The following is an 11,432-nucleotide window of genomic DNA, read 5'->3' as shown; positions in this document are numbered from 1 at the left end:
GTTTGCGCAGACACAGCCGCTGGCGACGCAACCTTTCTGTAGAGAATCGACACACATCGGCTGATTCAGTGCATTGGATACAGGCATGCCGCAGTCGGCTGCATGGGCGGAACACATCTCGTTGAGCGATGGCACAACCGCTATCGCAACAGGGGCTGCAGTGGCGGCGGATCCGTTCGGCGAGCAGCGTCCGCGGTGCTTGACCGTGCGTCGGCAGATTCTCGGCGCGTTGTTTCACTTCCAAAGCGATAGCGAAGCGCTACTGGCACTGGTCGATACCGCTTATGCCGGCTTGCCCGCGCATCGCTTGCCGGGCGCACCAGAATTTCACGTCACGCTGGACCTGCTGCCGCGTGCGCCGGGCAGCATCGGTGCAGAACCGCCACCGGTGCGCACGCATGCCAGCGGTGGCTTGCTATGCGGCGTCATGGATGCGTGCAATTACCTGATGCTGTCGGTGCCGCAGCACCGCGCAATGCTGGTCGTGTCCGAAGACATGCTCGCCCACGCGTATCACGTGCGTTACGAGTTGATCGAATTCGCCGTGTTCCTGCTGGCCGCGCGTGGCATCGGGCTGGTGCCGTTACATGGCGCCTGCGTCGGTCAGCGCGGCCGCGGCGTGTTGCTGCTCGGCGCCAGTGGTGCGGGTAAATCGACGCTGGCCTTGCATAGCCTGCTCCACGGCCTGGACTTCATTGCCGAAGACGGCGTCTTCGTGGCGCCGGACAGCCTGCTGACCACCGGCGTTGCCAATTTCCTGCATCTGCGCGCCGAAGCGCTGGGCCTGGTAGATGCGCAGACGCGCGCATGGATCAGCGCATCGCCGGTAATCCGCCGCCGCAGCGGTGTGGAAAAGTACGAGGTCGATATCCGCCATGGTCGTGCGCATCTCGCGGCTAAGCCCATGCAGTTGCACGCGGTGGTGATGCTTTCAAGGACACCGGCCAGCGTCTCGGCGCAGCGCCTGGTGGCGGTACCGACAAAGCAGGTCGCTGCTTCCCTGGCCCACGATCAACCCTATGCCGCTGGTCAGCCCGGCTGGCAGCGGTTTGTCGAACAGGTGCAGCGCATCGGCATGTTTACCTTGCATCGTGGCACGCACCCGCAGGCATCGGTGGATGCGCTGCTGCAGTTGTTGCAATGAGCAGTTGCCCGCAAGCGTGCCGCAGCGCAAGTAGGCGACAACCCGTGGTAGCACGCTGGGAAATGCATGTTGTACGCACCTGAGATGCCGGCGATGACAGCGCAGCAGCGCATGCGCACCATGCTGCAGCACTTCGTGAGCACCCTGGTGCCGGCAGACATGGCGACGATTGCACTTTACGTCGCGTTATCGTTGGCCGCCGCGTTGGTCGGCAGCATTGTGGCCGTGTGTCTGCTGCCGCTGGTGCAGCCCGGTCACAGCGTGCAACTGGCCGGCTATCGCTTGGCATTACCGGGCGGGCTAGCCATGCAGGCGAGCCTGTTTGTGGCGGTGAGCGTACTATTTGCCGCCTTGCGCTGGCAGAGCGCACGGCTGGCCGCGCGCTTGACCAGCCGCTATGCCATCGGTCTGCGGGCACGCGTGCATGCGGCACTGATCGATGCGCCATTGCCTGCCTTGTCCGGTGCCAGTTCGGCAGAAATCGCCAATGTGCTCACCTACAACATCGAGATCGCCACGCAAGGCTTTAGCGCGGTGCTGCAGCTATTGGTCGCGGCCACCACTGCGCTGGTGAGCGTGTGCATCGCAGTGCTGATCGCCCCTGTGCTATTGATCGCCGCACCGCTGCTGGCGGTGCTGGCGTGGTTGGGCTTACGTATTTCCAGCGCCGATGCACAGTCACGTATCAGTCGTGCCTATGTGGCGGACATGACGCAGCTGTTCTGGCTAAGCGAAGATTTTCCGCGTCGTCTGCGCCACGTGCGTTCGTTTCAGCGTGAAAACGTCGAGACAACGCATTACGCGCGCATCTCGGCGCGGCTGGGGCAGGGGTATGCGCAACAGCAAGAGCTGGTTGCCGGCAGCCGACTGCTGCTCGAGCTCACTGCGGTGGTCGCCATTGCCGGCATTCTGGTGTTGGCCAATCGCTGGCAGGGGGCCGATCGCGCTGCGCTGATCACCGTCAGTCTGTTGCTTGGCCGCTTGCTGCCGTACCTGGTCACCACACGACAGAGCGTGCAGCAATTACGTTCGGCATGGCCGGCGCTGCAGTTGTGGCGCCGCTATGTGGACCTGGGCGTTGCGCGTGCTCATGTGCCGGAAGAAACCGCCGAACCATTGCCGGCCGCGGTACATATCGAACACATTGGGCTGTCACCTCCGCTGCCGCAGCTTGCACTCGAATCAATCTTGCTGGTGCCAGGTCAGATGACGTTAGTGGTAGGCGCCTCCGGCGTGGGCAAGAGCAGTCTGATGGACGTGCTTTCCGGCCAGACGCTGCCGGCGCAATTCGTTGCGCACATGGGCGGGCGCCGGCTCACGTTTTCCGCCTATCGACAGCTGGTGCGACACAGCGCCTATATCGGCCAGGGCGTCCGGCCGTGGCAACACACGGTGCGCGATTGCCTGCAGTGGGCGCTGCCCGGTGCCTCCGACGCTCGCATGTGGGAAGTGCTGGCCGATGTTTGCCTGTGTGCGCGGCTGCAGCGCGATGCGCAAGGCCTGGACACGCCGATCCATGCGCAGGACGGGCGCCTCTCTGGCGGCGAGTCGCAACGCCTGTTGTTGGCGCAGGTGTTGCTGCGGCGGCCGACCCTGGCGGTGTTGGACGAAGCAACTAGCGCGCTGGACGCCGATGCCGAACATCAGCTGCTAAGCACCTTGCGCGCGCGTCTGCCACATACCGTGCTGGTGGTGGTGTCGCATCGCACCAGCCTGGCCGCGGTGGCGGATCGCACGGTGACCTTGGGTGGTGCACCTGCTAGACGAGTGCATATCAGCTCGGCGGAAATTGCCACACCGTACGACGTGCGCTAGGCGCGTCACACGCTGGCGGGTCGTTCGCTCCGGAAGGCGCTCACAACACAGAGCGCGCAATCATCAGGCTCAAGTCGAAACACGCAGGCGCTTGATGGGCTGGTTGCGCTGCGCACCGGCCGCGCACGCCAGGCGTGCGCCTAGTCACCGCGTTTAGCCGTTTTCACCCGCAATCTCTTCCAGCGCACGATTGCGTGTGCGCGGCCCGAACACTGCAATCACGCTCGCCACGATCGACATGCTGAGCGCGATGAAGGCCAGGACGCCATGGCTGCCGACTTGCGCAAGCAGCCAACCGATCAGCACGCTGCTCACCGCGGTGGACAGGCGGCTGAACGAATAACAAAAGCCCACCGCACGCGCGCGCAAGCCGGTCGGGAACAGCTCTGCCTGATAGCCGTGATAGGCAAAGCTCATCCAGGCGTTGCAGAACGCAACCATCGCCCCGCACAGCACCATGCCGACGGCTTCATGCTGTAACGCGAACAGCCCGCCGAACAGCACCGCGCCCAACGCCGATGCGGTGATCTGCCATTTGTTTTCCCAGCGCTGCGCAAACCGCAGCAACAGCAACGGCGCCAGCGGGTAGGCCAGCGAGATTGCAAAGGAATACGCAAGGCTCTTGGTCACCCCTGCGCCAGCGCCTTGTGCCGAGATCAGCGCCGGTAGCCAGTTGCCGAAACCGAAGAAGCCGATCGCCTGAAACACATGGAAGACCACCAACATGCCGATGCGCCCGCGATATGGCGCGCGCCACAGCAGCGATGTCGGCATGACGCCGGCAGGCGAGGGTGCGGCTGCCTGCGGCTCAGGCAATGGCGCACCCACATCGCGCATGCAGCGCGCTTCCAGCTCGGTCACTACTGCATCGGCTTCTGCATGTCGGTCATGCGCGGCCAACCAGCGCGCCGATTCTGGTAAGCGGCTGCGCAGCCACCAGATCGCCAGCGCAAACACACCGCTGAGCAATACCACCCAGCGCCAGCCGCTCACACCCAAGGGCGCATACGGCACCAACATCCACGCAGTCAGCGCCACCGTGGGTACCGCCAGAAATTGCACGAAAAATGAAAATGCAAACGCCGCACTGCGCATGTGCCTCGGCACCAGTTCGGACAGATAGGTGTCGATGGTAACCAGCTCGATCCCCAACCCGATGCCGACCACAAAGCGCAGCACGATCACCCCGGTAGCAGTGCTCTGCAGGCCCATCGCGACAGTCGCAGCGGTGTACCAGATCAAGGCGAAGGTAAACACCGGCCGACGCCCGAACCGGTCGGCAAACGGGCTCAATAACGCGGCACCGACAAACAGCCCGAGGAAGGTTGCCGCCGCAAATGCGGCTTGATCGGACATGCCGAACGCGCCATCCGCACCGCTGGCAAAAATGCCGTCGCGCATCAGCCCGGGGCTGATGTAGGCAGTCTGGAACAGGTCGTACAACTCGAAGAACCCTCCCAGTGCGAGCAACCCCACCAATCGCCATAGCGTCGCACTGGCCGGCAACCGATCGATCCGCGCCGCGATCTGTGCTGCAGGTGAGGGCTGTGCAGGGGCGGGCGAGGCAGTTGGAGACATGGGCAGGTAGCGCAGGCAGGGCATCGCCATGATAGCCAGCGTCCAGCTCGCACAGCGGCCACGCTTCGTCGCGCAGTCGATGCGTTCGTCTGCGCGCGGGAGGGTGCCGAGTATTCGCTTGTATCGAAATGATGTGGTCGCGCAAACGGAGCGAATGCGACCACATCGGCACCGAAGCACCACCCAACCCGCAGATACAGCGCGCTCTGCCAGCAGCAAGCTCAACAGTCCAGCTGCTGCTTGTCCGAGCCCATCAATCCGTCCGTTGTCCGACTGCTGGAATGCTGTAATCCCCTCAGCACCCTCCGAGCCGCTGGCAAAGCCGCCAGGCCAGCCCCATCTCTTGCACATCACTCTTCTCCGGAGTCACCCGATGACCCCCATTTCCGTGCTCGATCTGGCGCCAGTCTGCGAGGGCAGCGATACCACCCAGGCCTTCGCCAATATGCTCGATCTGGCTCAGCACGCCGAGCGCTGGGGCTATCAACGCTACTGGCTGGCCGAGCACCACAACATGCCGGGCATCGCCAGCGCCGCCACTGCTGTGTTGATCGGCCATGTCGCTGGCGGCACCAAGACCATCCGTGTCGGTGCCGGCGGCATCATGTTGCCCAATCACGCCCCGCTGCAGGTGGCCGAACAATTCGGCACGCTGGCCTCGCTGTATCAGCAGCGCATCGACCTGGGCCTGGGCCGTGCGCCCGGTACCGACCAGCCCACCGCACGCGCGCTGCGTCGCTACTTCGACAGCGCCGACCACTTCCCGCAGGACGTGGCTGAATTGATGCGCTATTTCGCACCGGCGGTGCCGGGGCAGCTCGTACAGGCCGTGCCCGGCGCAGGGCTTGAGGTGCCGGTATGGTTGCTGGGGTCGAGCCTGTTCAGTGCACGTCTGGCGGCAGCGATGGGTTTGTCGTTTGCGTTCGCCTCGCACTTCGCACCCGACGCGATGGACCAAGCGGTGGCGATCTATCGCCGCGAATTCCGCCCGTCGGCACAGCTGGCCAAGCCGCACGTGATGCTGGCCTTGAATGTGGTGGCGGCCGACACCGAAGCGCAGGCACGCTGTCTGTTTACTACCCAACAGCAGAGCTTCGTCAATCTGCGTCGCGGCAAGCCGGGCAAGATTCCCGCGCCCATCGACGACATCGACAGCTTCTGGCAGCCGCATGAGCGCGTGGGTGTGGAGCGGGCATTGGCTTGCACTGTCCTCGGCGATGCCGAGCAGATCAGCCAAGGCGTGGCCGATTTCATTGAGCGCCACACGCCGGACGAACTGTTGTTCACCGCCAACATCTACGACCACGCAGCACGTTTGCGCTCATTCGAAATTGCCGCGGCTGCATGCCGCGAACTGGACGTGACCACCGCGTGATTCACGTCGCTTTGCGCGGCGATCCGCTGTGATGCGTGCACATCCATTTGGAAGACAAGCATGCAATTTCAGGAACGCAGCGAGAGCATTAAGCAGTTGGCCGAATTGATTCGCGGCGTGGACATCGCGATGTTCACCACCGTGTCGGCCGACGGTAAATTGGTGAGCCGCCCGCTGGGCACGCAGGAAGTCGAGTTCGACGGCGACCTGTGGTTCGCCACCGCCGCCGACAGCCCGAAAGTGGCGGAAATCGCCGCCGATCCGCGCGTCAACGTGGCCTATGCCTCGGCATCGAAAAACACCTATGTCTCGGTGGCCGGTACCGCACGCGTGGTCCATGACCGCGCCAAGATCGACGCACTGTGGTCCCCGGCAATGAAGGTGTTTTTCCCGGGCGGCAAGGACGACCCGAACCTGCGCCTGATCCACGTGCGCGCCGAATCGGCCGAATACTGGGATGGCCCCAGCGGGTTGCTCGGCAAGGCGCTGTACTTCGTGATGACGGCAGTGACCGACGATACCGCCAGCCTGTCGGACAACCGTGTGGTCGATCTGAAGTAACTGCGTCAGACACGCGCCGGACGTCTTGCGCTCAGCGCCAGGCGTCCGGCCACCAGTCGCGAATCAGGTCCACCAGCTGGTCGGAAGTGACGCCGAATACGGCCACCGAGATCAGCGCAGCGGCCCAGCCCACCAGCATCAGCGCACCGTCGCGTTCGAGCAGGGCTAGCGCGAACAGCAGCAGGATCAACCCGAAAAGATAGTTGGTCAACGGAATCGGCAGCGTCAGCAATATGCCGACCAGCACCAGCAGCACGCCGGTGAATACCTGCGCCGGCATCCGGTCCAGCATGCCGTGCAGACGTGGTTTGAGCAGGCGATCCAGGCGTTGCAGCGTCGGTCCCAATTTGGAGACGAAGCGCTGGCTAGTGCGACGGCGCGGCCCACGTTCGCCGATGAAGCGCGGCACCCATGGCTTGCGCAGGCAGCACATCATTTGCAGGCCGATCAATACCGTCAGCGGGCCGCTGATGCCACCGGCCACGCCGGGAATCGGGATGAACGAGGGCAGGATCGCCAGGAACAAAAACACGCCGAAAGCGCTTTGCTGCAGGTCTGCCAAGATCTCGCGGACACGTAACACCTGGTCCGGGTCGCCCTCGCTGAAGGCCGCCAACAAGCTGCGGATGCCTTCGTTGCGGTAACGCATCTGCTCGCTGGTGTCGTCGCGCGGCGCGCTGCCGTCATCCGACGATGTCATCGCTGTCCTCGTCGCCTAGTCGGCTCAACAGCAGCTTGTCCACGCGCGCACCATCCAGGTCGACAATCTCGATGCGCCAGCCGGCCCAATCGAAGAATTCGCCGGCCTGCGGAATGCGCCCGAAGTAGTAAATGCACAGGCCCGCAAGCGTGTGGTAATCGCCTTCGTCGGCGTCCGGCAAGTCGGCACCGAGCACTTCGCGGAGTTCTTCTACCGGCAGCGAGCCGTCGATCAGCAGCGAGCCGTCGGCACGCGTGATCACCAGCGCGTCTTCGTCGGTATTTTCGACCGCCTGCAGACGGCCGACCACCGCGCCCATCAGGTCGCTGATGGTCACCAAGCCGCGGATTTCGCCGTATTCGTCGACTACCAGCGCCATCGACTGCTGTTCTTCGCGAAAGATTTCCAGCAACTTCATCGCGTGCGTGGATTCGGACACGAACAAGGTATCGCGTAGTGCCTGGAACAGGTTCTCGCCGTGCCCGCCCATGCGCGTGACCAGCGATTTGACTTCCAGCACGCCGGCAATGTCCTGGTCGCTGCCACGATAGACCGGGTAGCGGGAAAATTCATGCTCGCGCATCACCTGCAGATTGCGTTCCGGCTCGGCGTTGGCGTCCAGCCAGGCGATGCGGTTGCGCGGTGTCATCAGGCTGTCGGCGGTGCGGTCGCCCAGCCGCATCACGCGATTCATCATGTCGCGCTCGTGCGCGTCGATCACCCCGGCTTCGTGGCTTTCGGCCACCAGCATGCGGATCTCTTCTTCGGTCACCGATGCCGATTCATTCTTGCCCATGCCCAACATCCGCAGGACCAGCCGGGTGGAGCGCGCCAACACCCACACCCCGGGCGCAGCAATCTTGGCCAGCCAGGCCATCGGCACCGCAACGAAGCCTGCGATGTCTTCGGAATTGCGCAACGCCAACCGCTTGGGCACCAGCTCGCCGAAGATCAGCGTCAGGAAGGTGATCAGCGCCACCGCCAGGGTGCTGCCGATGACGACCGAATAAGGACGCGGCTTGCCGACCAGTTCGAACGAGGCCGCCAGGGCCGGGAACACGCCCTGCAGCCAACTGGCGATGGCCTCACCAATCGCTTCGCCGCCGAACACACCGGTCAGGATGCCGATCAGGGTGATACCGATCTGGACCGTGGAGAGGAAGTTTTCCGGGCTTTCCGCCAATGCCAGCGCCCGTGCGGCGCGCTTGCTGGAGCCGGCCATCTGCTTCAGGCGGCTCTTGCGCGAGGTCATCAACGACATCTCCGACATGGCGAAGAAGCCATTCAACACAATCAGGGCGATGACGATTAAAAACTCAACCACGGGCGTCTTCCCCGGTCAGTGAAGGGGAGGGCGGGGGAGCACTGGGTCTGCCGGCGGGCGAACAGGCCGGGCGGCAACACGGGGGGATAGGGTCGTCTTCCATAGGGTGCACCCGAAGGCGCGGGGGCATGTTAGCAAACCACAGGGTGGTTCGAGCCGGGAAATGCCGATGTGAAGGCAGGTTCTTGGCGCGAGATACCCAGAGAGGTCATGGAACGGTCATAATTCGCGCCTGGCGCTGTCTCTCCCTCGACGGCAGGAAGTTGTCCACCCATGTTCTCGTTGCAGACCATCTTCGGTTCCGGCAAGCAGTTCTATTCGCTTCTGAACGAAGCGGCGCAGGCCGCCTACGACAGCACCAAGGCGTTGCACGCTCTGATGCGCGAGTCCGACCGCCAACCCGCGCTGGACGCCTTCAAGCTGGCCCGCCTGCGCGAACGCGCCGCCTCCGACAAGATCGGCCAGGCGCTGGTGGACAGCTTCATGACCCCGATCGAGCGCGAAGACATCGAAGCGCTGGGCTCGGCGCTATACAAGATTCCCAAGCAGGTGGAAAAGTTCGCCGACCGCTATTCGCTGGCGACCAAGCATCTGGAACACATCGACTTCGCCCCGCGCGCAGCGATGCTGGAGCAGGCCGCCGGCGTGGTGGTGGAGATGGTGACCGACCTGCCGCAGATGAACATCGACCGCATGACCGCGCTCAACGACAAGCTGCGCATGCTCGAAAACGAAGCCGACCGGCTGATGCTAGAGCTGTATCGCGACATCTATTCCGGCCGCCTGGACACGCTGCAGATGTTCCTGCTCAAGGAGTTCTTCGAGATTCTGGAAAAGGCCATCGACCGTTGCCGCGAGGCAGGTGTGGTGGTCTACCAGATCGTGCTGAAGAACAGCTGAGGTCGCCGCGTGCTTAGCTTAGTTCTGGTGGTCATCCTGGCTGCGTTGGTATTCGAGTTCATCAACGGCTTCCACGACACCGCCAACTCCATCGCCACCGTGGTCGCCACCAAGGTGCTCTCGCCCGGTTGGGCGGTGATGCTGGCGGCCGGCATGAACCTGATCGGCGCGCTGACCGGCACCGCCGTGGCGCTGACCATTGCCTCGGGCCTGCTCAACACCAACGTGGTCGAAGTCACCCCGCAGGTGATCTTGTGCGCACTGCTGGGCGGGATCATCTGGAATCTGATTACCTGGTGGAAGGGGCTGCCGTCGTCGTCCTCGCACGCCTTGATCGGCGGCCTGTGCGGCGCTGGCCTGGCTGCGGCGCATAACAACTGGGACGCGCTGATCTGGTCGGAAAACATCGGCAACTGGGCCAAGAACAAGGGCCTGTTGTGGAAGGTATTCGTGCCAATGATCACCTCGCCGATCGCCGGCTTCCTGCTCGGCATCGTGGTGATGGTGCTGCTGTGGGCAATCATCGCCGGCATGTCCAAGCTCGGTGGCCGCATCGGGCGGCTGGCGCGGCCGCGCTGGGTCAACGCGTTCTTCGGCAAGGCGCAGATCGCCTCGGCCGCGTACATGGGCTATGCGCATGGCCACAACGATGCGCAGAAAACCATGGGCATCATCGCGATGACCTTGATCGGCGCGCAGTCGGCCGGTGCACTGGACGACCTGCCGAGCTGGCTGTCGTTCCTGCATCCGGGCACCGGCCTGGCAGCTGGCGCCGGTATCCCGATGTGGATCGTGCTGACCTGCGCGGTGGTGATGGCCGCCGGTACCGCGTCGGGCGGCTGGAAGATCATCAAGACGCTCGGCCACAAGATGGTCAAGCTGCATCCCATCCACGGCTTTGCCGCAGAAACCAGCTCGGCAACGGTGCTCACCGTGGCGGCGCATTTCGGCATGCCGGTGTCCACCACGCACAGCATTTCCACCGCCATCATGGGTGTGGGGTTTGCCAAGAACCCGCGGTCGCTGCGCCTGGGCGTGATCGAGCGCATCGTCTGGGCCTGGATCCTGACCATCCCGGCCGCCGGCGGCGTGGCGTATCTGATCCTGATGCTGTTCGAACTGTTCGGCTGGACCTGAGCCGTTTCGCGGTGCGGTCACGCACCGTGGGGACGCTGCGATGCCGTACCGCGTAGACCCGCTTTCGGTGGGTCCGTCCGCACGTTATGAGTGAGACCCTTCCGCGATGATGCTGGCCTTGGTGTGCGTGTTGTTCGGGTTCGCTTGGTTGATCGACCGCCGCGGATTGCGGCGCTTTTCCCGCGTGTTGGGTCTCACCAGTGTATTGCTGGTGTTTGCGGTCGGCTGCGGCCCGCTGCCTTCCTGGATGCTGCAACGCCTGCAGCACACCGGGGTCAACGATTTCAACGCCTGGGGCGGGCGTAACGTCATCGTGTTGCTGGGCGCCGGCACCGTGCGTCCGGAAGGTCGTGACGCGGTGGCCGAAGCCAACATGTTTGCCTATGGCCGCATCGTCGAATCGGCGCGGCTGTATCAGCAATGCCGGCACAGCGGTGGCGATTGCAAGATCGAAATCAGCGGCGGCGATGCACGCGGCCTGGGTCTATCCGAAGCGGTGGTGTATCAGCGCGTGTTGGTTGGCCTGGCGATTCCGCAGGCGGACCTGATCCTGGAGCCGTCGAGCATGAATACCTGGCAGAACGCGCAGTTCAGCCAGCCCCTGCTGCGCGCATACCGGCCCGATCGCATCGTGCTGGTGTCATCGGCCACGCATCTGCGCCGCGCCGAGTTGTATTTCCGCCATTTCGGTATCGATGCCACGCCGGTGCGCGCCGATTGGCTAACCGCCAGCTGGTCGATCCTGCCGCAGAGCTACAACTTCACCCTGGCCGATGTGGCGCTGCACGAATACCTCGGCATTGCGCGTTATCAGCTCTACCAATGGATGGGCTGGAACGTGAAAGCGACCGCGCCTGGCGCAGTGTAGGCACCAGCCTAGTTCGCTCGTGCATCGCAG

Annotated in this window: 10 protein-coding genes; 7 read left to right on the top strand and 3 right to left on the bottom strand. The window is 63.8% G+C overall.

What is annotated here, in order from left to right:
• The first annotated feature begins 85 nt into the window (after positions 1 to 85).
• Both NX05_RS09035 and NX05_RS09030 read left to right on the top strand, forming a co-directional pair.
• Entirely contained in the window at positions 86 to 1,144 is a 1,059-nt protein-coding gene (locus NX05_RS09035) for a phosphoenolpyruvate carboxykinase (ATP) (protein ID WP_039432775.1), read from the top strand.
• A 93-nt stretch (positions 1,145 to 1,237) separates the two neighbouring features.
• On the top strand, positions 1,238 to 2,959 hold the full coding sequence (locus NX05_RS09030) for an ATP-binding cassette domain-containing protein (protein ID WP_039433022.1): 1,722 nt from the start codon (positions 1,238 to 1,240) through the stop codon (positions 2,957 to 2,959).
• Positions 2,960 to 3,112: 153 nt separating this feature from the next.
• On the opposite strand, the gene NX05_RS09025 is transcribed toward NX05_RS09030, so the two are convergent.
• Positions 3,113 to 4,537 (bottom strand): MFS transporter, encoded by a 1,425-nt coding sequence (locus NX05_RS09025; RefSeq protein ID WP_039433028.1) that lies wholly within the window; start codon positions 4,535 to 4,537, stop codon positions 3,113 to 3,115.
• A gap of 373 nt (positions 4,538 to 4,910) precedes the next feature.
• Between NX05_RS09025 and NX05_RS09020 the strand changes: the two genes are divergently transcribed.
• Together NX05_RS09020 and NX05_RS09015 are read left to right on the top strand one after the other, a co-directional pair.
• Positions 4,911 to 5,912, top strand: coding sequence for an LLM class flavin-dependent oxidoreductase (locus tag NX05_RS09020; protein WP_039432777.1), 1,002 nt, complete (start codon positions 4,911 to 4,913; stop codon positions 5,910 to 5,912).
• Positions 5,913 to 5,972: 60 nt separating this feature from the next.
• The gene (locus tag NX05_RS09015) at positions 5,973 to 6,473 is read left to right on the top strand and encodes a pyridoxamine 5'-phosphate oxidase family protein (protein ID WP_010363632.1); all 501 of its coding nucleotides are present in this window, start codon (positions 5,973 to 5,975) and stop codon (positions 6,471 to 6,473) included.
• Positions 6,474 to 6,504: 31 nt separating this feature from the next.
• On the opposite strand, the gene NX05_RS09010 is transcribed toward NX05_RS09015, so the two are convergent.
• On the bottom strand, positions 6,505 to 7,173 hold the full coding sequence (locus NX05_RS09010) for an exopolysaccharide biosynthesis protein (protein WP_010378275.1): 669 nt from the start codon (positions 7,171 to 7,173) through the stop codon (positions 6,505 to 6,507).
• On the bottom strand, positions 7,157 to 8,497 hold the full coding sequence (locus NX05_RS09005; RefSeq protein WP_010363627.1) for a hemolysin family protein: 1,341 nt from the start codon (positions 8,495 to 8,497) through the stop codon (positions 7,157 to 7,159). Before NX05_RS09005 ends, NX05_RS09010 begins: the two co-directional genes overlap by 17 nt.
• 273 nt (positions 8,498 to 8,770) lie before the next feature.
• Here NX05_RS09005 and NX05_RS09000 point away from each other — a divergent pair, with 273 nt between their 5' ends.
• From NX05_RS09000 to NX05_RS08990, 3 genes are all read left to right on the top strand, one after another.
• Positions 8,771 to 9,397 carry a DUF47 domain-containing protein gene (locus NX05_RS09000; RefSeq protein ID WP_010363624.1) on the top strand — a complete coding sequence of 209 codons (627 nt, stop codon included), beginning with the start codon at positions 8,771 to 8,773 and terminating at the stop codon, positions 9,395 to 9,397.
• A 9-nt stretch (positions 9,398 to 9,406) separates the two neighbouring features.
• A complete protein-coding gene (locus NX05_RS08995) occupies positions 9,407 to 10,534 on the top strand; it encodes an inorganic phosphate transporter (protein WP_010378272.1) in 1,128 nt (375 codons plus the stop codon).
• Between the two features lie 106 nt (positions 10,535 to 10,640).
• Entirely contained in the window at positions 10,641 to 11,402 is a 762-nt protein-coding gene (locus NX05_RS08990; RefSeq protein ID WP_039432782.1) for a YdcF family protein, read from the top strand.
• Positions 11,403 to 11,432: the final 30 nt, after the last annotated feature.

The sequence above is a fragment of the Xanthomonas vasicola genome, from assembly GCF_000772705.2.
Lineage (GTDB): Bacteria > Pseudomonadota > Gammaproteobacteria > Xanthomonadales > Xanthomonadaceae > Xanthomonas > Xanthomonas vasicola.
The sequence above is the reverse complement of the archived record's forward strand: the minus strand, read 5'-3'. Positions and strand labels throughout refer to the sequence as shown.

Bases quoted from the DNA above. Each gene is read 5' to 3' on its own strand.
- NX05_RS09035 (WP_039432775.1), top strand. From the start codon at position 86: ATGCCGCAGTCGGCTGCATGGGCGGAACACATCTCGTTGAGCGATGGC.
- NX05_RS09030 (WP_039433022.1), top strand. From the start codon at position 1,238: ATGACAGCGCAGCAGCGCATGCGCACCATGCTGCAGCACTTCGTGAGC.
- NX05_RS09025 (WP_039433028.1), bottom strand. From the start codon at position 4,537: ATGTCTCCAACTGCCTCGCCCGCCCCTGCACAGCCCTCACCTGCAGCA.
- NX05_RS09020 (WP_039432777.1), top strand. From the start codon at position 4,911: ATGACCCCCATTTCCGTGCTCGATCTGGCGCCAGTCTGCGAGGGCAGC.
- NX05_RS09015 (WP_010363632.1), top strand. From the start codon at position 5,973: ATGCAATTTCAGGAACGCAGCGAGAGCATTAAGCAGTTGGCCGAATTG.
- NX05_RS09010 (WP_010378275.1), bottom strand. From the start codon at position 7,173: ATGACATCGTCGGATGACGGCAGCGCGCCGCGCGACGACACCAGCGAG.
- NX05_RS09000 (WP_010363624.1), top strand. From the start codon at position 8,771: ATGTTCTCGTTGCAGACCATCTTCGGTTCCGGCAAGCAGTTCTATTCG.
- NX05_RS08990 (WP_039432782.1), top strand. From the start codon at position 10,641: ATGATGCTGGCCTTGGTGTGCGTGTTGTTCGGGTTCGCTTGGTTGATC.